Origin of the sequence: Sphingomonas sp. LaA6.9 (assembly GCF_022601895.1) — a bacterium.
Lineage (GTDB): Bacteria > Pseudomonadota > Alphaproteobacteria > Sphingomonadales > Sphingomonadaceae > Sphingobium_A.
In genome coordinates this window covers 1-19,114 of record NZ_JAKVIO010000007.1, presented here as the reverse complement: position 1 = coordinate 19,114, position 19,114 = coordinate 1, and the positions used below count along the sequence as shown (strand labels likewise).

Annotated in this window: 20 protein-coding genes; 6 read left to right on the top strand and 14 right to left on the bottom strand. The window is 65.9% G+C overall.

From position 1 onward, the window contains the following. Positions 1-96: 96 nt before the first annotated feature. A complete protein-coding gene (locus MKI88_RS05345) occupies positions 97-1,326 on the top strand; it encodes a serine hydrolase (protein WP_241629929.1) in 1,230 nt (409 codons plus the stop codon). A gap of 590 nt (positions 1,327-1,916) precedes the next feature. Here MKI88_RS05345 and MKI88_RS05340 read toward each other — a convergent pair. From MKI88_RS05340 to MKI88_RS05290, 11 genes are all read right to left on the bottom strand, one after another. After that, entirely contained in the window at positions 1,917-2,642 is a 726-nt protein-coding gene (locus tag MKI88_RS05340; RefSeq protein ID WP_241629928.1) for an SDR family NAD(P)-dependent oxidoreductase, read from the bottom strand. 44 nt (positions 2,643-2,686) lie between these two features. After that, positions 2,687-3,172: a hypothetical protein gene (locus MKI88_RS05335; protein ID WP_241629927.1), complete on the bottom strand. Its 486-nt coding sequence runs from the start codon at positions 3,170-3,172 to the stop codon at positions 2,687-2,689. A gap of 142 nt (positions 3,173-3,314) precedes the next feature. Further along, on the bottom strand, positions 3,315-3,707 hold the full coding sequence (locus MKI88_RS05330; RefSeq protein WP_241629926.1) for a hypothetical protein: 393 nt from the start codon (positions 3,705-3,707) through the stop codon (positions 3,315-3,317). 50 nt (positions 3,708-3,757) lie between these two features. Further along, on the bottom strand, positions 3,758-4,294 hold the full coding sequence (locus MKI88_RS05325) for a demethoxyubiquinone hydroxylase family protein (protein ID WP_241629925.1): 537 nt from the start codon (positions 4,292-4,294) through the stop codon (positions 3,758-3,760). Further along, the gene (locus tag MKI88_RS05320; RefSeq protein ID WP_241630044.1) at positions 4,291-4,770 is read right to left on the bottom strand and encodes a disulfide bond formation protein B; all 480 of its coding nucleotides are present in this window, start codon (positions 4,768-4,770) and stop codon (positions 4,291-4,293) included. Before MKI88_RS05320 ends, MKI88_RS05325 begins: the two co-directional genes overlap by 4 nt. A gap of 19 nt (positions 4,771-4,789) precedes the next feature. Continuing rightward, complete coding sequence (locus MKI88_RS05315) at positions 4,790-6,124, bottom strand: S41 family peptidase (RefSeq protein WP_241629924.1); 1,335 nt, start codon at positions 6,122-6,124, stop codon at positions 4,790-4,792. A 181-nt stretch (positions 6,125-6,305) separates the two neighbouring features. After that, positions 6,306-7,502 (bottom strand): murein hydrolase activator EnvC, encoded by a 1,197-nt coding sequence (locus MKI88_RS05310; RefSeq protein ID WP_241629923.1) that lies wholly within the window; start codon positions 7,500-7,502, stop codon positions 6,306-6,308. A gap of 5 nt (positions 7,503-7,507) precedes the next feature. Continuing rightward, positions 7,508-7,930: a 23S rRNA (pseudouridine(1915)-N(3))-methyltransferase RlmH gene (locus MKI88_RS05305; protein ID WP_241629922.1), complete on the bottom strand. Its 423-nt coding sequence runs from the start codon at positions 7,928-7,930 to the stop codon at positions 7,508-7,510. A gap of 13 nt (positions 7,931-7,943) precedes the next feature. Further along, positions 7,944-8,330: a ribosome silencing factor gene (gene rsfS, locus MKI88_RS05300; protein WP_241629921.1), complete on the bottom strand. Its 387-nt coding sequence runs from the start codon at positions 8,328-8,330 to the stop codon at positions 7,944-7,946. A 10-nt stretch (positions 8,331-8,340) separates the two neighbouring features. Continuing rightward, positions 8,341-8,973 carry a nicotinate-nucleotide adenylyltransferase gene (locus MKI88_RS05295; protein ID WP_241629920.1) on the bottom strand — a complete coding sequence of 211 codons (633 nt, stop codon included), beginning with the start codon at positions 8,971-8,973 and terminating at the stop codon, positions 8,341-8,343. Further along, positions 8,973-10,238 carry a glutamate-5-semialdehyde dehydrogenase gene (locus tag MKI88_RS05290; protein ID WP_241629919.1) on the bottom strand — a complete coding sequence of 422 codons (1,266 nt, stop codon included), beginning with the start codon at positions 10,236-10,238 and terminating at the stop codon, positions 8,973-8,975. The genes MKI88_RS05295 and MKI88_RS05290 overlap by 1 nt, the downstream gene beginning before the upstream one ends. Before the next feature lie 77 nt (positions 10,239-10,315). Here MKI88_RS05290 and MKI88_RS05285 point away from each other — a divergent pair, with 77 nt between their 5' ends. The 5 genes from MKI88_RS05285 (at position 10,316) to MKI88_RS05265 (ending at position 14,922) form a co-directional block, all read left to right on the top strand. After that, positions 10,316-11,386 carry a DUF3667 domain-containing protein gene (locus tag MKI88_RS05285; protein ID WP_241629918.1) on the top strand — a complete coding sequence of 357 codons (1,071 nt, stop codon included), beginning with the start codon at positions 10,316-10,318 and terminating at the stop codon, positions 11,384-11,386. Between the two features lie 87 nt (positions 11,387-11,473). Next, positions 11,474-12,706, top strand: a complete 1,233-nt coding sequence (locus MKI88_RS05280; RefSeq protein WP_241629917.1) for a multidrug effflux MFS transporter — start codon at positions 11,474-11,476, stop codon at positions 12,704-12,706. Positions 12,707-12,782: 76 nt separating this feature from the next. After that, positions 12,783-13,190, top strand: a complete 408-nt coding sequence (locus tag MKI88_RS05275; protein ID WP_241629916.1) for an EVE domain-containing protein — start codon at positions 12,783-12,785, stop codon at positions 13,188-13,190. 276 nt (positions 13,191-13,466) lie between these two features. Next, positions 13,467-14,528: a M23 family metallopeptidase gene (locus MKI88_RS05270; protein ID WP_241629915.1), complete on the top strand. Its 1,062-nt coding sequence runs from the start codon at positions 13,467-13,469 to the stop codon at positions 14,526-14,528. Continuing rightward, complete coding sequence (locus MKI88_RS05265; RefSeq protein WP_241629914.1) at positions 14,521-14,922, top strand: polymer-forming cytoskeletal protein; 402 nt, start codon at positions 14,521-14,523, stop codon at positions 14,920-14,922. The genes MKI88_RS05270 and MKI88_RS05265 overlap by 8 nt, the downstream gene beginning before the upstream one ends. On the opposite strand, the gene MKI88_RS05260 is transcribed toward MKI88_RS05265, so the two are convergent. The 3 genes from MKI88_RS05260 to MKI88_RS05250 form a co-directional block, all read right to left on the bottom strand. Next, positions 14,891-16,615 carry a SulP family inorganic anion transporter gene (locus tag MKI88_RS05260; protein WP_241629913.1) on the bottom strand — a complete coding sequence of 575 codons (1,725 nt, stop codon included), beginning with the start codon at positions 16,613-16,615 and terminating at the stop codon, positions 14,891-14,893. The genes MKI88_RS05265 and MKI88_RS05260 overlap by 32 nt on opposite strands. A gap of 90 nt (positions 16,616-16,705) precedes the next feature. Then, positions 16,706-18,553, bottom strand: coding sequence for a gamma-glutamyltransferase (ggt, locus tag MKI88_RS05255; protein ID WP_241629912.1), 1,848 nt, complete (start codon positions 18,551-18,553; stop codon positions 16,706-16,708). Positions 18,554-18,648: 95 nt separating this feature from the next. Further along, the coding region (locus MKI88_RS05250) for a class II aldolase/adducin family protein (RefSeq protein ID WP_241629911.1) at positions 18,649-19,114 on the bottom strand (466 nt) is incomplete at its 5' end.

Sequence of the window (19,114 nt, the reverse complement as noted above, 5' to 3'; positions counted from 1 at the left end):
GCGATGACCGCGCGGCAGCAGGACGATTTCCGGTTGTCATTCAGAGCCCCTCTCCGCCAGAGTAGCGGACTGAAAACCAAGGGGGAAGAGATCGCCATGTCGCGTTGGTTCGCTGCCGCATTGCTGTTTGCGGCTTCGCAGGTTTCCGGCCCGGCCGCGATGGCGAGATCCTCCTTCGATGCGGAGTTGAGCGACTTTCGCAAGCTGCACCGCGCCGAAATGCAGCGCGCGGGCATTGTCGGAAGCAGCTTCTACGTGGTGCGCGACGGTCGCACCATCGCCGCCGATCATCTGGGTGAGCAGGACGCGGATGCACATGTCCCCGTCGATACCCGGACCATCTATCACTGGGCATCGATCACCAAGACCATGACCGGGATCGCGATCATGCAACTGCGCGATCGCGGACTGCTGAAGCTGGACGATCCGATCGTCCGCTATGTGCCCGAGCTTGCCACGGTCCATAACCCGTTCGGCGACGCGAACGCGATCACGATACGCCGTCTGATGAGCCACAGCGCGGGCTTCGGAGGCCCGACATGGCCGTGGCGCGACCATGACTGGCAGCCGTTCGAACCCAAAGGCTGGACGCAACTGGCGGCGATGCTTCCCTATACCGAAGTTCGATTCCGGCCGGGCACGCGGTTCAGCTATTCCAATCCGGGCATCGTCTATCTGGGGCAGGTGATCGAGCGGCTCTCGGGCGAGGATTTCGAGGTTTATATCGACAAGAACATCCTGAGGCCGCTGGGCATGCACGCCAGCTATTTCGACCGGACGCCGCCGCATCTGCTGCGGTACCGCTCACACAGCTATTACATCCGCGAAGGCAAGCGCGTCGCTGCCCCGTTCGACGTCGACACCGGCGTGACCGTGTCGAACGGCGGGCTCAACGCGCCCATGCCCGATATGGCGCGATATGCGGCCTTCCTGCTCGGCGACCCGGCCCGCCAGTCCGCGTACGAGCTTGTCCTGAAGCGATCCTCGCTCGAAGAGATGTGGCAGCCGCAAATCGCGGCCGGCGAGGATTTTTCGCAGGGCCGGATGGCCAGCACGACACAAAGCGGCCTGTCCTTCTTCATCGACCGCGGCGCGAGCGTCCGCTTCGTCGGGCACAATGGCGACCAGAATGGCTTTCGCGCCTATCTCAGCCTGTGTCCGGACCAGCGCGTCGGAAGCCTGCTCGCGTTCAACACCGAAACGCGCGCTGTAGAGAACAATTCTTCCAACCGCGCCACCGCCGAATCGCGCATCGCACTGGCCACCGATCGCTTGTGCGAGGCCCTGGCAAAACCGCCGGCGAAGGATGCCAGAACAACGGACTGATCGTTGATCGAAGTGCGGGCGGATGGGGCCGATAGTGGTCCGGGCGGCAGGTCACGCCGACAAGGTGGTCATTCCCGGCGTCGCCCGCAGACGCCAAAACCGGACTGCCGGCACCCGACGACATTGCAAACGCTCGCGGGGACCGGCAGACCGGCCGGGGCAAAGGGGCGTTTGTAGAGTGATGGAGCTGCTACAGGTTGCGATTGAAGCGTTCGTGTCAATTGCCCTCGACTGGGCGATTTACACACACCTAAGTGCATTTTTAAGGGTCGGGTTCCCGACAACACCGTGCTGCGGTTATAGGGAGCTCGCGTTCGGTAGCTCCAAAGCCAACATCCGAACTTGCATCGTCTGTGCTGCGGGTGTGGCGGCTGGATTTGCCTTTGCGTTGAAACTCGCCTTTCTCTGGCTCTTCTCCCTAGGGCTGTTCATCGTAATTCACTCGTTGCTGTATGCTTTGCTCTACAGAACGCGATAGCCGTCGCCACAACCGGCGAATGTCCGCTTTCACCGGACTCGACTGGAAAGCGGAGAGTCCGCTTTCCACAACAAAGCCGACGGCCGATCACGCCTTCCACCACGCCTGCCGCTCAGAAATTTTCAGACCATGGGCGCAAATCGAGTTCGAGCGTCCATGCGCTGCGGTGCTGTTGATGCAGCACCCAATAGGCCTCGGCGATCGCGTCGATGTTGAGCATGCCGTCCACGCCGCGCTGCGCCTTTACCTGCGGGCGCAGCGTCAGGAGGCGATCGCCCTCGATGCCGCCGTCGATCACGACATGCGCGACATGGATGTTCTGCGGCCCGAACTCGCGTGCCAGACTCTGGGCGAGCGCGCGCAGCGCCGCCTTGGCGGCGGCGAAGGGTGCGAAGTTCGCCTTGCCGCGCAGGCTGCCGCTCGCGCCCGTAAAGAACAGGCCACCGGCGCCCCTCTCCAGCAGCCTCGGGATCGCGGCCTGCGCGAGATGGAAACCGCCAAGCGCGTGCTCGCGCCAGTGCGATTCGAAGCTCGCTTCCGATACATTCAGGAATGGCGAGGGCTGGTTGGACCCCGCATTGTGGATCGCAAGCTCCAGCGGCGCCTGTGCGACGGCGGCGTCGACGAAGTTCTGGGCGTCCGCCGCCAGCGATCCGTCTCCAACGACGGCGGTAACGCGCGCGCCCGAAGCTTCGAGTTCCTGCCGCGTCTGTTCCAGCTTCGCCGCATTGCGGCCCGCGATCACCACCGGATAGCCTTCGGACGCAAAGCGGCGCGCGATCGCGGCACCCAGTCCCTGTGAGGCACCGACGCCAACGATCAGCACGCTGCCCTTCATGATCTGCTCCTCTCAGCCTGCATCAGCAGCGAGGCGAGGCATCCCTATTGCGGCGCCTTGGCCGCCTCTTCGGCCTTGATCTGCGCCTCGATACGCGCGGTTTCAGCGTCGATGCGGCTCAGGCGTTCCTCGCGCGCGGCCTCGACGAGCCCGGTCCAGTTGGTGCCGTCGCCATACGCAAGTTCCTCGCGCGCCTGGCGCATGATCTGGTTGAAGCAACCCGACGCACCGCCCGATCCCGCGGTGCTGCACGAACCGATGCCCGTGCGGCCGACATATTCGAGCCGCTCGGCATGGTTCGCCCAGCTGTCGCGCGCCGGATCATTGGGATTGCCGCGCAGGTTCTCGGGAATGCGGAAGCGCTCATTCTCGCCCTTGCGCGCGCACACGACAATCTCGTCGGCGCTGCTCGCGGGGCATGGATCGTCGCCATAGACGACGATCTGGTTGATTCGCTCGCGCTCCTGTGCATGCGCCGCGCCCAAGGGTACAAGCGCCAGCAGAATTGCGGGGGCCACAAGACGTATCATAACTTCCTCCTCAACCCTGCCTGACCCTGGGAGCGGCTTCCGGCCCGACTCTATCGGATCTGCCGCTCCATATCCTTGTTATTCCGCAATTTCCGAGTCGCGGGGCGCTTCCCCTCGTCTCGCAATCGCCGCTTTCAGCCTATCACGGAACGCGGGCGCGCTCACGCGCTGCCTGTCGCCGTTCCGCGTTCGCGATGCGCAGCATCTCGGCATAGCAGCCCGTCCAGCCACCCGGCCCCACGACCGAGCAGCTGTTGATGCCAGTTCTGCCCGCATATTCAAGCGCTTCCGCGCGCACTGCCCAGCTTTCATTGGCATTTTGCGGCGAAATTTCCTTTTCGCGGAAGCGCTCGGGGATCCGGAAGCGCTCGGACTCGGGATGGCGCGCGCAGACGACGATCTCGTCCTCGCTTTGCCCGCGCGGGCATTCGTCGTCGCCATAGATGACGAGCATCCGCTCGGTCTCCTGCGCGCCGGCCGGGGTTGCGACGGCACCCGCAAGGGCAAGCGCCGCGAGGAGGATGGGGCTTTTCATTCGATCAATCCTTTACGCTACCCCGTTGATACGCACGGCGCCCCGTTACGTCAGATCCGCTTCGACAATGCGATGGCGGCGCGGCACCCCATGCGGATCGCAGCACTGAGCAGCGGATAGCCCGGTGCATTTTCGGCGCCCGCCGCGAGCGCGGCATCGCGGTGCTCGACCTCCTCCGCCTGAAATTCGGCGATCGCCGAGGCAAGTTCGGGGTCGCTGTCGCCCAGTTGCTCGAGCTGCTCGGAATAATGCTTGTCGATCTCGGTCTCGATCGCGGCGGTGCAGGCCATCGCGGCTTCGGGACCGAGCGCCGCGGTGACCGCGCCAAGCGCGAAGCCCGCCACATGCCATACCGGCTGGAGCAGCGTCGGACGCACCCCGCGCTGCGCGATCATCGTGTCGAAATGTTTGCGGTGACGCTCTTCCTGCGCCGCCATGCCCGCAATCGTGCGCGCGGCGGGGAGCCGGTCGCCCATCACCGCCAGCTGCCCGGCATAGATCCGCGTCGCGCCGAACTCGCCCGCCTGGTCGACGCGGAGCATCGAGGCGGTGTCGGGACGTCGCTCGCCGGGCCGTATCGGGTTCATTGCTTCCTCGCCTTCGCCATCAGCATCCATATGGCGATCGCGGCGCCGATCGAAAAGATCGCGTTGAAGCCGGCAAGCGAGATTCCGCCGAGCGTCCATTGGGCCTGATCGCAGCGCACCACCGGGGTCGCCATGATCGAGTTCAATATATCCTCGGTGCTACCCCCCGAAAGCGTGGTCGAGCAGCTCGTCAGCCCTTCCCACCAGCCATATTCGACGCCGGCGTGGAAGACACCGATCGCGCCGCTGACAAAGATCGCGAGGCCGGCAAGCGCGAGGAGCAAGAACCCGGCCGCGCTCTTGCGCAGCGCGATCGCCAGCAGCGCGAGCGCGAGCGCCGCCCAGTGCGGCCAGCGCTGCCAGTAACACATCTCGCACGGGTGGAGCCCGCCCAGATATTGCGAACCGAGCGCGCCGCCCAAAAGCGCTGCAGGCGTAAGCAGCGCGAGCGCCCGCGCCTTGCCAAGTGCGTCCATCACGATCCCCCGGTCCGTGTCAGCGCTTGGGAGTCGGACGGGCCGCCGCAACCGTCAGCGGCTTGTTGAGCCGCGTGATCGAGTCGATGGCGTAGGTGAGCTGGAAGTCCTCGACGCCCTTTTTCTTCAACTCCTCGGCCGTCATCTTGAAGCGCGGATCGTCCTTGGCATCCTCTTCGAGGACGCTGTTGTCGACCTTGGCCTCGTTGATGAGGTGGCGCTTGAGATCGGCCTCGCGGAAGCGCGGGCGCGTCTTGTAGTCGGGATCCGAAAGCTGCGGCACCTGGATGTCGGGTTCGATCCCGCCTTCCTGCACCGAGCGACCCGAGGGCGTATAATAGCGCGCGGTGGTCAGCCGCAGCGCGGTGGTGTCGGTCAGCGGCAGCAGCGTCTGCACCGATCCCTTGCCAAAGCTGCGTTCGCCCATCACGACGCCGCGGTGGTGATCCTGGATCGCACCGGCGACGATCTCGGCGGCCGACGCCGAGCCCGAATCGACGAGCACGACGATGGGCAGACCCTTCGCCATGTCGCCCGGACGCGCATAGAAGCGCTCGATATCGCCCTTCTGGCGACCCCGCTGCGAGACGACCTCGCCGCGTTCGAGGAACACGTCGGACACCTCGACCGCCTGATCGAGCAATCCGCCCGGGTTGGAGCGCAGGTCGATCACATAGCCGAGTGGCTTGGCGCCCAGCGACTTCTCGACGCCGACGATCGCGGCGCGCACGCTCTCCGCCGTGGTGCGCGAGAAGCTATTGATGTTGATGATGCCGACCTTGTTCTTCACCTCCCACTTCACCGGCTTCAGCTCGATGATCTCGCGCGTGAGCGTGACGTCGAAGGGCTTGTCGCGGCCGGGGCGGACGATGGTGAGCTTGATCGACGTGCCCGGCTTGCCGCGCATCTGGTCGACCGCCTCGTCGAGCGTGCCGCCATAGATCAGCGTGCCGTCGAGGTGCGTAATATAGTCGCCCGCCTTGATCCCCGCCTTGTACGCAGGCGTGTCCTCGGTCGGCGTGATCACCTTCACCGCGCCGTCTTCCATCGAGACGGTGAGGCCCAGCCCGCCATAGGCGCCATCGGTCTGCGTGCGCATATTCTCGAAATCGCGCGCGTCGAGATAGGAGCTGTGCGGATCGAGGCTGGACAGCATGCCGTCGATCGCGCCCTTGATCAGCGCCTCGTCATCGACCTTTTCGACATAATCGGCGCGCACGCGCTCGAAAACGGCAAGGAACTGGTCGAGCTCGCGCCAGGTCGTCGCATCCACCGCGGCCATGCTGGCTGTCGTCGCGGGCACCAGCGCCACCGCCGAAAGGGCAAGGGCAGCGCGAATCATGGGCTTGGGCATTTGTGTCACGGTTCCTGCAGTAAGGAGTCCCAGAAATTGCCGGGCAGCATACAGGCTTTTACGCGCCGGAGAAATGCAAGTTCGGCCCCTGATCGAACGGTGAGGGAGCAGGGAAGGGGCAGGCACCGCCAAACCCCTTCCCCACAGGGAGCCCGACCAGCTTACGCATGTTTCCTGAACCTCAGCTGACGAGCGGCACGATATCGACGGGCTGGCCGTCGCGGCGCAGCTCGACCGTGATCGTCGGCCGCCCCTGCCCGGCGCGGCCAAGCGGACTGCCCTGCTCGACATTGTCGCCCACCTTGACGCCGAGCCGCGTCATGCCCGTGATCAGTGTCGTCACGCCGCCGCCATGGTCGATGATCACGATCTGGCCATAGCCGCGCCAGGGCGCGGCAAAGGCGATGCGGCCGCTTGTCGGCGCGACCACCTGCGCATCGGGTGCGGTCTGGAGCGTGATCCCCCTGGAGCGCGTGCCCGCCACGGACACTTCGCCCAACCCGGTCACGACCTCGCCCACCACCGGCAGCCGGTAGGGCGGGTTTCGCGTTGCGGCGGGCCGGCGGTCGACCGGTGCGTGCGCGGCACCATTGATCGCGCGCGGCCTGAGCAGAGGCCCCGGCAGGCTTTCCAGCGCCTCGCGGGTGACCGCAGCCACTTCCAGCTCGTCCATCAGGTCGGTGATGTCGCGCGCCTCCTCGCCGAGCGCGAGCGCGCGGTCCGATTCGAACATCGCGCTGTTGGCGTAGCGCTGCGAGCGCGCGCGGTGCTCGGCCTCCAGCCGCGCCAGCGCCACGCGCTCGGCCTGAAGCTTCTGCCGCCCTTCGCGCAGCGCCGCCGCCGCGTGATCCGCGGTACGCCTGAGCGCGCGCCCGCGCGCAACCTCGTCGCGCAACCCGGCGGTGCGTTCCTCGACCACGGGCATGACGGTTGCGAGCAGCGAGCGGACATGGACGACATCGCGCGTCGACCCGGGCTGGACGATCGCAAGCACGGGCGGGCGGCGCGACATCGTCTGCAGCGCCGCGACAAGACGGACGATCGCGCCCTGTTTTTCGGCGAGCCGCGCGCGCTGGGCGGCCTGAAAGCGCGCAACGATCGCAATGCGTGCCTCGGCCGCGGCGATTCCCGCCTCGGCTTCCTGAATGCGCGCGGCGACCGCTGCGGCGAGCCGTTTCGCGCGGACCGCCTCGTCACGTTCCGCGGCGGCGTCATGCTCGAACTGGCGCGAGCGCTGATGCGCGATCAGCGCGTCCTGCTTGGCCTTGATGAGCGCGCGCTGCTCGTCCTTCAGCGTCGTCGCCGCGGGCGAAAGCGTGGCGGCACCGAGGCCCAGGCCCAGCACCGCGATCCCACCCCATATCGCCACCCGCTTCATGCGGACTATCCTTCGCGATGATAGGGGTGGTTGGCAAGGATGGAGGTGGCGCGCCACAATTGTTCGGCGAGCATCGCGCGCGCCATGAGGTGCGGCCAGGTCGCCTTTCCAAAGGCGATCAGCAAGTCTGCGTGCGCGCGCTGCGCGTCGTCGAAGCCATCGGCCGCGCCGATGAGGAAGCGCACCTCGCGCCGCCCCTGGTCGCGCCAGGCCTCCAGTTTCTTGGCGAATTGCAGCGAGCCCAGCTGCTCGCCCTTCTCGTCGAGCATCACCGTCACCGTGCCCGGCTCAAGCACAGGCATCTTGCCGCCGGTGTCGGGCAGCTCGGTCATCCTGAACGGCCAGTTCAGCCGTTTGACATAGCGATCGACTAGCTCCGCCTCGGGCCCGCGGCCAATGCGCCCGCGGGCGACGATATGGAGCAGCATCTTGGGTCCGCGCTCAGCCTTCGTTGGCGGCGGGCGCGTCCCCGAAATTCCACATCCGCTCGAGATTGTAGAAGCTACGAACCTCGGGACGGAAGAGATGGACGATCACATCGCCCGCGTCGATCAGCACCCAATCGGCATTGGGAAGCCCCTCGATGCGCGCGGACCGGTGAAACTCGGCCTTGATCTTCTCGACGAGTTTCTGCGCCATCGAGGCGACCTGACGCGTAGAACGGCCGCTCGCGATCACCATGTGATCGGCGATGCTGCTTTTTCCGGCTAGCGGGATGGAGACCGTCTCTACCGCCTGGTCGTCTTCGAGCGAAGAGAGCACGAGTTGATGAAGCGCCTCGACGCCTTCGGCGTCATTGGGCACTTTTGCGGAAGCGGTGGCTGGCAAGGTTGCTCCTTCAGGGTATCGGCACTCGTGTCAGACCGTCGCGCGGAGCGCTCCGGCCGAAGACGTGGTGCCAATGGGGGTCTGCCTGTCGCAGACGGGTTGCGGAGGTTGGGTCGGGGCGAAAGCGCAACAGCACGAGCGCCGGCAAACTCCATTGCGTCCAACTGTTTCTCTGGCATGCGGGGCGGACGAACCCCCTGAGCCAACCCATCGCAGGGCTTGCGCGGGCAGTGCCATCATAACCCGGACGCGCGATTACGGCAATCGGGACTGTGGCTGCAATTGCCCGCCAGTCGCGCCAGCGGTGAAACTGGCCGAGATTGTCGGCCCCCATCAACCAGATAAAGTCGATCTTTGGATAGCGTCGCGTGAGCGCGCGGAGCGTGTCGATCGTATATCGCGTGCCCATTTGCGCCTCGATCGCGGTCGCGCGAATCCTGCTGCCGCGCGCCATCCTGTTCGCCGATGCAAGCCGCGCGCGCAGCGGCGCCATGTCGCCCGCCCCGTCCTTTAGCGGATTGCCCGGCGACACCAGCCACCACACCTCGTCGAGCCCCAGCGCCGCCATCGCGAACAGGCTGATCTTGCGATGTCCGCTATGCGCAGGGTTGAAGGATCCGCCGAGAAGGCCGACGCGCGCCATCAGGGCCGCGTCTGCCCCGTTCCGCGGACCAGCCATTTGTAGGTCGTGAGCCCTTCGAGCGCGACGGGGCCGCGCGCGTGGAGCCGGCCGGTCGAGATGCCGATCTCTGCGCCTAGGCCGAATTCGCCGCCATCGGCGAACTGCGTCGACGCATTATGCGCGACGATCGCGCTGTCGACGCCGCCAAGGAAGCGCTCTGCGACGGCCTTGTCTTCGGTGATGATCGCGTCGGTGTGATGCGACCCGTGGCGCGCGATATGCGCCATTGCGCCCTCGACCCCGTCGACAAATGCGACCGAGGCGATGGCGTCGAGATATTCGGTGTCCCAGTCTTCGTCACCGGCTTCGGCAACGCGCGGATCAAGCGCCTGAGCGTCGGCGTCGCCCCGCACCGTGCAGCCCGCGTCGATGAGCGCGTCGACCAGCGTCCCGGGCGCGGCATAGCCACGGTCGATGAGCAGCGTCTCCATCGCGCCGCACACGCCCGTGCGACGCATCTTGGCGTTGACGGTGATGTCGATCGCCTTGGCCGGATCGGCCGCCGCGTCGACATAGACGTGGTTGATGCCGTCGAGGTGGGCGAGCACGGGCACGCGCGCCTCTTCCTGCACGCGCGCGACGAGCGACTTGCCGCCGCGCGGGACGATGATGTCGATCAGCCCCGACGCCGTCAGCATCGCGCCCACCGCCGCACGGTCAGTGACGCCGACAAGCTGGATCGCGTGTTCGGGCAGCCCTTCGGAAACGATCCCGCGCACGAGCGCAGCATGGATCGCGCGGTTGCTCGCCATCGCCTCCGAGCCGCCGCGCAGGATCGCGGCATTGCCCGATTTGAGGCACAGCGCCCCCGCATCGGCGGTGACGTTGGGCCGGCTTTCGTAGATGATGCCGATCACGCCGAGCGGCACGCGCACGCGCTGAAGGATGAGCCCGTTGGGCCGCAGCGTCTCGTCGATGATCCGGCCGACGGGATCGCGCAGATGCGCCACCGCCTCGACGCCGGCGGCCATCGCCTCGAGCCGCTTCACATCAAGGCTGAGCCGGTCGAGCAGCGCAGGTGAAAGGCCATTGGCACTGCCGCGCGCCATATCCTCGGCATTGGCGGCGAGGATCGTGTCGCGTTCGGCCAGGATCGCTGCCGCTGCCGCCTCGAGCGCGGCGGCCTTGCGCGCGCTCGAGGCGCCGGCAAGCGATTGCGCCGCGCCGCGCGCGGCCTCACCCATGGAACGGATCAATGATCCGCAGTCGATGCCCTTCTCGATCATCTCCGCCCGCTAGCACGATCGGCGCGGCTTCGAAATAGCCTCTCCACAGCAGCGAACACCGCTGATATCTCAGCGACATGACAGGGGAAATCGAAGCGGCCGGCGATGCGGTCACGGGCGGACTGATCGCACGCGCGGTCGAGGGCGGTGTCGACGGACATGGCGCAGATGGGGGCATCTGCCTGAATTGCGGGACGAAACTGATCGGCACGCATTGCCATAGCTGCGGCCAGCCCGGCCATATCCACCGATCGCTGGGCGCGATCTGGCACGATATCGCGCATGGCGTGCTCCATTTCGAAGGCAAGATCTGGCGCACGCTGCCGCTGCTGGTCTTCCGCCCGGGCGAGCTCACGCGCCGCTATATCCGGGGCGAGCGCATGCGCTTTGTCTCGCCGCTCGCGCTGTTTCTCTTCTCGGTCTTCCTGATGTTCGCGGTGCTGAGCATCTTCGGCAGTCATCTCGAGGCGCCCGCCGCGATCCAGAACGACATCGCCCGGCAAGGTGCTATCGAAGTCGAATCAAAGCGCGACGAGATCGCGGCAAAGCTGGCGGAGATCGACCGCCAGATCGCCGACGCCCGCGCGGCGGGCAAGGACACCGGCGAACTCGAGCGCGAAAAAGCGACGGTTTCGGGCGTCGTCAGGATCGTCGAAGGCGGACCGACGGTGCTTGCCGAAAAGGGCGACACGCTCCTCGGCGATGCGCGCACGGGCTGGAATCGGCTCGACAAGGGCATCGCCAAGGCGCGGGAAAACCCCAATCTGCTGCTCTACAAGCTCCAGACCAACGCCTATAAATTCTCGTGGATGCTGATCCCCATATCGGTGCCCTTCGTCTGGCTGCTGTTCTTCTGGCACCGCAAGCGGCACATTTACGACCATGCGGTCTTCGTGACCTACTCGCTGGCCTTCATGACGCTGCTGTTCACCGCGCTGACGCTGCTTGGCTCGCTGGGGCTCAGCTCCAGATGGTTCGTCCTTGCGGGCGTCTTCATCCCACCCGTGCACATGTTCTTCCAGCTGAAGGGAGCCTATGAACAAAGCACGGCAAAGGCGCTGCTGCGAACCTTCCTGCTGGTCAATTTCACGGTCTTCACGCTGGTGATCTTCCTGCTGCTGCTGCTCGGAATGGGTCTTGCCGGCTGAGCCCGACACCTGAACTTGTTTGCACCGCAACAATTATTGTGAACGCGACTCTGGCGCCGGGAGCGGCTTTGCGCCAAAGGCCGGGGCATGAATGCGCCAGCCCATCCCGAAGTCGCCACGAGCCTGCGCCCGGGTTTCCGCGAATTCGTTGCGATGATGGCAGCGATCATGGCGATGGTGGCATTCGGCATCGACTCGATGCTGCCCGCGCTGCCGGCGATCGGCGATTCGCTGTCGATCCCGACCGAGAATGATCGCCAATATGTGATCGCGGCCTTCATGATCGGCTTCGGTGTCGCGCAGCTGTTCGTCGGCACGCTGTCGGACCGTTTCGGCCGGCGCGTCATCCTGCTGACCGCACTGGCAGCCTATGCCGTGTTCAGCGTCATCGCGGCGCTGGCGCCGACCTTCGAGACACTGCTGATTGCGCGCGTGCTGCAAGGCGCCTCTTCCGCCGGCGGGCGGACGCTCGTCGCATCAATCGTGCGCGACCGTTATGTCGGCCGTCAGATGGCGCGCGTGATGAGCCTTGCGTTCATCGTCTTCATGGCCGCGCCGATACTGGCGCCGTCGGCGGGCCAGCTCATCCTGCTGGTCGCGCCATGGCGCTGGATCTTCGTCGTGCTCGGCCTCACCGGCGTCGGACTGTTGATCTGGGTCGCGCTGCGCCTTCCCGAAACGCTGGCGCCCGAGCGCCGCATCGCGATCAACCCGACCCAGATCAGGCGGTCCTGCGGCAAGATCCTGCGCGACCGGCAATCGGTGGGATATACCGTTGCCCTCGCCTTCCTGACCGGGGCGCTGTACGGCTTCATCAACTCGGTCCAGCAGGTCTTCGCCGATACCTTCGGCGCGCCACATCTGCTCGCGCCGCTCTTCGCGAGCGTGGCCGTGACGATGGCGCTGGGCTCGCTCATCAACTCGCGCCTTGTCGTGCGCCTGGGGATGCGTTTCATCGGCCACTGGGCGCTGATCGGCTTCACGGTGCTGAGCAGCATTCACCTGCTGGTTGCGACGAGCGGATACGAATCGATCTGGACCTTTGCGCTGCTCCAGTCCGCAGCCATGGGCTGCTTCGGCTTGTCCACCGCCAATTTTGGCGCGCTGGCGATGGAACATGTCGGCGAGGTGGCCGGCACCGCCAGTTCGCTTCAGGGCGCGTTCTCGACGGTCAACGGAGCGATCATCGGCATCACGATCGGCCAGTTCTTCGATGGCACCACCGTCCCGCTTTATACGGGTTTCTTCCTGTGCGGACTCGGCGCGCTGGGCGCGATCCTGATCTGCGAGCGCGGACGCCTCTTCCATCATCCGGCATGAAGCCCGGCGCGGTGGCCCTTGGCTACCGCGATCGTACGGCATAACACCGCAGGACTGCCGCACGGGGAGAAGCGCGATGGCGTACTGGCTTATGAAATCCGAACCCGACGCCTATGGCTGGGACGATCTGGTGCGCGATGGCGAAGGCTATTGGGACGGCGTGCGAAACCCGACGGCCGCGCTGCACATGAAGGCGATGAAGGCGGGCGACCAGGTGCTGTTCTATCACAGCAATATCGGGCTCGAGGCCGTGGGCGTGATGGAAATTTCGGGCGAGGCCGAGCCCGACAAAACGGACAAGACCGGGCGCTGGGTCGCCGTCAGGGTGAAGCCGGTAAAACCCCTCCCCCGTCCCGTCAGCCTCAAGGCGATCAAGGCCGAACCGCGGCTCGCCGAACTGCCAATGATCCGACAATCGCGCCTGTCGGTGGTGCCTATCTCCGAAAGCGAATGGAAGGTCATCATGGAGATGGCGGGAGCGTAACGATCGATTCAATCTGCCGGTCGATTCGCATCCACAACGAATACCAAAGCTGAATTTTCCGTTTACGAAAACGTCTCGTCGCACGACTCGACCGACTCGTCACGAGTGGAAGCAGTTCGACTCGGGACTCGGAAAGCCGCTTGCTATGTGAGCGCCACCAATCGGTATAGAGCGGGTCGCAAAGTGTTGAAAATTCGAGCGGGGTTTGCCGGGCTTCATGCCCGAACGGCCCGGTTTTTCCCTGATCACGAGATCTATGTCCGCTCCGGCGGACAGATGCGTTTCCTGAAGATCACCACGGCATTCCAGATGAAGCTGGCGTCGCTGGCGCTGGTCGGCGTCGTCGCGTGGCTGATGGTGACCGTTGTCATCGTCGGACTCCAGATCCAGACGGTGCGCGATCGCCTGGCCATCGGTGCACAGAAGGAGGCCGTCAGCCAGTCGGCAAGCCGCGTGCAGGCCTATCGTTCAAGCGTCGACGGCATGGCCGAGCGCCTCGAAAGGCGGCAGCAGCTGCTCGACAGCATGGTCGAGGGCTATTTCGGCAACGTGAAGCCGCAGGCCGCGACGGCCACCCCCGACGCCAGGGCGACAAAGATCGGCGCCGTCATTCCCGAGGCCGCACCGCTGGCGCGGATCGAGCAGCGCCAGCTCGCCTTTGCCGAGACGCTGACGATGGCCGCGGCACTGCGTGCGCGGCAGGCCGAGCAGGCGATCCGCCGCTATGGCCTCAATCCCAGGGCGCTGGCGGGCGCCCGCCCGCTCGCGATGGGCGGCCCCCTGATCCCGGTCAGGAGCGCGCGCTCGGCCAAGGACATGCAGCTCGTCCGTCTCGCCAGCTCGCTGAGGCAGCTCGACCTGATGGAGCGCACGCTGCTCGCCATCCCCAATTCCGCGCCCACCGCGCCAATGGCGCTGACAAGCGGCTTCGGCTATCGATCGGACCCCTTCACCGGCGGCGCCGCGCTCCATGCCGGGCTCGATTTCTCGGGCCATATGGGTCAGCCGATCGTCGCCGCCGCGTCGGGACGCGTCATCCATGCCGGCCCGGCTTCGGGCTATGGCTATCTGGTGACGATCGATCACGGCCACGGCATCGAAACGCGCTATGGCCATCTTTCAGGCTTCGACGTGAAGGTCGGCGACATGGTCGCGCGCGGCGAACAGGTCGCGCGCATGGGCAATACCGGCCGCTCGACAGGCACACATCTGCACTTCGAAGTCCGCGTCCATGGACGTCCGATGAATCCGCGACCTTTTCTGGAGGCCAATGCCGATGTTCTCAAAGTCCAAGACAACGTCCAGAAGCGGTTCGCAAAGCCCGCAGCCAATGGCTAAGGGCGCCGCGCGCAGCGCAGCGACCTTTTCGGTCATCGGTGCCGACGTTGTCGTGACGGGGAATATCAGCGCGACGGTGGACCTGCATATCGATGGCAGCGTCGCAGGGGACATCTCCTGCGCCGCGCTGATCCAGGGTGAAGGTAGCCGCATCACGGGCAGCGTCGTTGCCGACAGCGCGCGGCTTTCGGGCATGGTCGACGGATCGATCAACGCGCGCGAGCTCGTCATCGCACGCACCGCGCGCGTGACGGGCGATGTTGCCTATGAGAGTATCAGCATCGAGACCGGCGGCGTCGTCGAGGGCCGCTTCACCGCCAAGGGTAGCGCGCCGCTGCTCACCTCCGAGCATGAAAGCCAGCTCAAGCTGGTGGCGTCGACCCCGGCGGAATAGCGACCCTGTCTGCGGCGCGGAATGCCTCTGCGCCGTGATGGACGGTCGGAAAATGTCGATCCGCGCCGATACGTTCGGCAAGCCCTGACCGCTCAAGCATCGTCAGCGCAAAGCTGTTGCCCCGCGCGAGCGCGAAGACGATGCCGCGCACCTCGAACTCGACGCGCAGGCGCTCGAGCGCCTCGATCCCGGTGATGTCGAGCACGGGCATCGACTCCATGTCGAGGATCACCCATTCGGGCCGCCGGGGCGCAGCCTCGATCGCCGAGCGGAGGCGCCCGAGGAAGTGATCGGCGTTGAAGAAGAGCAGCGCGCCGTCAAAGCGATAGATCAGGAGGCCGGGCTCGGGGGTTCCGCCGGGGGCATAGACACCGGGCTGCCCATCGACGGTTCCGAGCACCGCGTCATTGGGCCGCGAAGCCATGACGAGCAGCCGCAGCAGCGCCAGAGCGACCGCGATCAGCACGCCCTGAAGCACGCCGATCGTCATCACCCCGAGCATCGCGACGATGGCGTGGCGGAATTCGGCGGGACTCTGGAGATAATAGCGTCGTAGCGAGGCGAAATCGAACAGGCCAAGCGCCGAGGAAATCAGAATGGCCGCGAGCGCCGCGGTGGGCACATAGGCGAGCGGCGTCGTGAGGAAGATCAGTACCAGCGCCATGACCAGCGCGGCTACGATCGTCGCCAACTGCGTCTTGCCGCCGCTTGCATCCGCAACTGCCGTCCGGGAATCAGCGCCGCTGACCGCGAAGCCGCGGCTCAATCCGGACACGATATCGGCGGCGCCAAGCGCGATCAGATCCTGGTTGGAATTGATGCCGTAGCCGTTGCGCGCGGCAAACCCCCGGGCGGTCGTCATCATGCTGCAGAAACTGACCAGCATGATCCCGCAGGCGCCGGAGAAGAGGCCGGAGAGCTCTTCGAGGCTCACTGTCGGGATGTGCGGTACGGGGAAACCTGCAGGCACAGCACCGACGACAGCGACGCCCTGAGCGCCAAGCCCCATAGCATAAACCGCAGTGATGCCGACAACCGCCGCGACCAGCGGCGCGGGAACGCGCGGCATGGTGCGTTTCAGGATGACCACGATCGCAAACAGCGCCAACCCGAGCAACAGCGTGGGCATGTGCGTCTGCCCGATCCGTTCGACCACCCTGCCAACGGTTCTGAAAAAGCCGCCGGATTCGACATGATAGCCGAGCAAGGTGCCGAGCTGCCCCGCGATGATGCTGAGCGCGATTCCGTTGAGATAGCCGGTCAGGATCGGCCGCGACAGGAAGTTGGCGATGACGCCGAAGCCCGCCAGACCGCCGACGATGCACAGAACACCGGTCAGCAGTGTCAGCACGATCGCCAGATCGGCATAGCGCGCGGCATCCCCCGCCGCGAGTGGCGCGACGGTGGCCGCGATCATCGCGCAGGCCGCGGCATCGGGATTGACGACGAGCTGGCGCGAAGACCCGAAAAGCGCATAGGCGACCGCGGGCAATATGCACGAATAGATCCCGACGACGGGCGGGAAGCCGGCGAGCTGGGCATAGGCGATGCCAATCGGCAGCGCGACCGCGGCGACCGAGAGCCCCGCAACAAGGTCGCTGCCAAGCCATTCGCGGCGATAGGTGCGGACGAGCCGCAATCCCGGCAACCAGCGCTCCAGCCCGCGCGCGTTCGCCATGTCGGCCGTGCTCATGCGACGGAGCATTGCAGCGGACGGCGAGGCGGCCAATCGGGACAAACCCCGAGCCGTTACGCGAGCGACTATGCGGGCGCAGCTGCCTCGTCAGTAGGCCAGCGCGCAGCCATCGGCGCGCATCTCGCTCGCCGCGGCATAGACGCGGTCCTTGCCGTCATGGCGCAGCTCGACGCACTCGTAGCGACCGAAGCCGCCATCGCTTTCGCCGATCTTCCAGCCGATATCCGCGAGCGCCGCGCGTGTGGCGGCGGGCACGCCGCTTTCGAGGCGGAGCAGTCCTGTCGTGCCAAGGCTCGGATCATCCTCGCCCATCGATTGCGACGAGCCTTCATGGTGCCAGCGCGGCGAATCCCCCGCAGCCTGAATCTCGAGGCCATAATCCTGCCGGTTGACGATGATCTGCGTCTGCCCCTGCGGCTGCATGTCGCCGCCCATCACGCCGAAGGACATCCAGGGCTGCCCGTCCTTCGTGGCGAAGCCGGGGATGATCGTCTGGAAGGGGCGCTTGCCCGGCGCATAGATATTGGGGTGGCCATCCTTCATCGAGAAGAGCTGGCCGCGATCCTGGAACATGAAGCCGAGCCCGTCGGCAACCAGCCCCGAGCCCATGCCGCGGAAGTTGGACTGGATCATCGAGACCATCATCCCGTCCTTGTCGGCGCAGCTGAAATAGGTGGTGTCGCCCTTGCTCGGCGCGTGCCCGGGATGGACGGGGGTCAGGATGCGGTCGGGGCGGATCAGCTTCGCGCGCTCGGCGGCATATTCCTTCGAGATGAGCCACTCGACGGGCACTTTCGAGAAGTGCGGATCGGCGTAGTAACGCGCGCGGTCCTCATAGGCGAGACGCTTGGCCTCGGCCTGGAGATGGATCGAGAGCGGCGACTGGAAGCCCGCCGCCCCCATGTCGAAATTTTCGAGGATGTTGAGCATTTGCAAGGTCGCGATGCCCTGCGTGTTCGCGCCCAGCGCATGGACGCCGACGCCGCGATAGCTGGTCATGTGCGGCTCGATCCACTCGCCGCGATGCGCCGCGAGATCCTCATGGCGCAACCAGCCGCCGATGCGTTTGAAATAGGCGTCGATCGTCTTCGCGATCGGCCCCTCATAAAAAGCATCGCGTCCGCCCTCCGCGATCATGCGCAGCGTGCGCGCAAGATCGGGGTTGCGGAAGACGCCGCCCGTCTTCGGTGCTTCACCACCCGGCGCCCAGGTTTTGAGCGCGTTGTCGAGTTCCTCGATCTGCCCCGAATTGCGCTTGAAATTGGCAAGGCTGCGGCGGATCGACACGGCGATCAGGTCGGGGACGGGCGCGCCATTCTCGGCGAGCTCGATCGCGGGCTGCAGTATCTCGGCCCATTTCAATTTGCCGTAACGCTGGTGGAGCATCCACCACGCATCGACCGTGCCGGGCACCGAGACGGTGACCGCGCCGTAAGGGGGCAGCACGCCGTTCTTCGCGCGCTTGCGGACGGTATCGAGGCTGAGGCCACGGGGTGATTTGCCCGATCCCGCAAGCCCCATCACCTTGCCGGCCTTGGGGTCCCACAGCATCACATAGCAATCGCCGCCGATGCCGTTGGCGGTGGGCTCGAGGAAACCGAGGCACGCATTGATCGCGATCGCCGCATCGACCGCCGAACCCCCGCGCTTCAATATGTCGATCCCCGCCATCGTCGCGAGTGGATGCGCGGTGCCCGCTGCACCCGACATGCCATAGGCCGCGGTGCGCGATCCGAAGCTCGCCCCCACCGGACGATCGCCCACGCCGACATCGGGGCGGATGAACCGGTCTTCGCCGGGCTTCCAGCTTGAGGGCAGATCAGGGGTCAGGCTGGGTGCGGGCTTGCCACCCGTGGCAATCGCTGGCTGTTGCGCGAGAAGCGGCGCGCCCAGCGCAACGGCGGGGACGGAAGCGAGAAAGGTCCTGCGGCGCAACTTTACCTCCGGCGTAGAATGATGGCGGAGGTGTTGCGGCCATTCAGGCGCGCGCGCAAGACCATGTTACGCGCGCAACCGTGACGTGGCGGAGGTTACTCCCGGAAGCTCGCGTCGATCCGGTCGAGCTTCCTCAGGAGCGCGGGCCAGGCGAGGAGGTCGGCGGCCATTGCCATGGTCGGCCCGGTCGTCTGTTCTTTCACCTTTTCGGGCGTGCCCTGCGGCGGGTTGTTGAGGCCGTTGCGGCCGGCCGAAAGCATATGGACCTGCACCTCGCAGGCGCGCTCGAGGAAATACATGCGCAGGAAGGCGCGGCCGACGGTCTCGCCCACGGTCAGCGTGCCGTGGTTGCGGAGCAGCATCGCGCTCTTCTGGCCGAGGTCCTGCACCAGCCGCTCGCGCTCGTCGAGGTCGGTCGCGATCCCCTCATAGTCGTGATAGGCGATGTCGTGCCGCGCGATCATCGCGGTCTGGGTGTGCGGCAGCAGCCCCTCCTCCATCGCCGACACCGCCTGCCCATAAGGCGTGTGGAGATGCATCACCGCATGCGCGTCCTCGCGC

What these genes read in the sequence shown, in the direction of transcription:
- MKI88_RS05345 (WP_241629929.1), top strand. Translation starts at nt 97, where the DNA reads ATGTCGCGTTGGTTCGCTGCCGCATTGCTGTTTGCGGCTTCGCAGGTT.
- MKI88_RS05340 (WP_241629928.1), bottom strand. Translation starts at nt 2,642, where the DNA reads ATGAAGGGCAGCGTGCTGATCGTTGGCGTCGGTGCCTCACAGGGACTG.
- MKI88_RS05335 (WP_241629927.1), bottom strand. Translation starts at nt 3,172, where the DNA reads ATGATACGTCTTGTGGCCCCCGCAATTCTGCTGGCGCTTGTACCCTTG.
- MKI88_RS05330 (WP_241629926.1), bottom strand. Translation starts at nt 3,707, where the DNA reads ATGAAAAGCCCCATCCTCCTCGCGGCGCTTGCCCTTGCGGGTGCCGTC.
- MKI88_RS05325 (WP_241629925.1), bottom strand. Translation starts at nt 4,294, where the DNA reads ATGAACCCGATACGGCCCGGCGAGCGACGTCCCGACACCGCCTCGATG.
- MKI88_RS05320 (WP_241630044.1), bottom strand. Translation starts at nt 4,770, where the DNA reads ATGGACGCACTTGGCAAGGCGCGGGCGCTCGCGCTGCTTACGCCTGCA.
- MKI88_RS05315 (WP_241629924.1), bottom strand. Translation starts at nt 6,124, where the DNA reads ATGCCCAAGCCCATGATTCGCGCTGCCCTTGCCCTTTCGGCGGTGGCG.
- MKI88_RS05310 (WP_241629923.1), bottom strand. Translation starts at nt 7,502, where the DNA reads ATGAAGCGGGTGGCGATATGGGGTGGGATCGCGGTGCTGGGCCTGGGC.
- MKI88_RS05305 (WP_241629922.1), bottom strand. Translation starts at nt 7,930, where the DNA reads ATGCTGCTCCATATCGTCGCCCGCGGGCGCATTGGCCGCGGGCCCGAG.
- MKI88_RS05295 (WP_241629920.1), bottom strand. Translation starts at nt 8,973, where the DNA reads ATGGCGCGCGTCGGCCTTCTCGGCGGATCCTTCAACCCTGCGCATAGC.
- MKI88_RS05290 (WP_241629919.1), bottom strand. Translation starts at nt 10,238, where the DNA reads ATGATCGAGAAGGGCATCGACTGCGGATCATTGATCCGTTCCATGGGT.
- MKI88_RS05285 (WP_241629918.1), top strand. Translation starts at nt 10,316, where the DNA reads ATGACAGGGGAAATCGAAGCGGCCGGCGATGCGGTCACGGGCGGACTG.
- MKI88_RS05280 (WP_241629917.1), top strand. Translation starts at nt 11,474, where the DNA reads ATGAATGCGCCAGCCCATCCCGAAGTCGCCACGAGCCTGCGCCCGGGT.
- MKI88_RS05275 (WP_241629916.1), top strand. Translation starts at nt 12,783, where the DNA reads ATGGCGTACTGGCTTATGAAATCCGAACCCGACGCCTATGGCTGGGAC.
- MKI88_RS05270 (WP_241629915.1), top strand. Translation starts at nt 13,467, where the DNA reads ATGCGTTTCCTGAAGATCACCACGGCATTCCAGATGAAGCTGGCGTCG.
- MKI88_RS05265 (WP_241629914.1), top strand. Translation starts at nt 14,521, where the DNA reads ATGGCTAAGGGCGCCGCGCGCAGCGCAGCGACCTTTTCGGTCATCGGT.
- MKI88_RS05260 (WP_241629913.1), bottom strand. Translation starts at nt 16,615, where the DNA reads ATGAGCACGGCCGACATGGCGAACGCGCGCGGGCTGGAGCGCTGGTTG.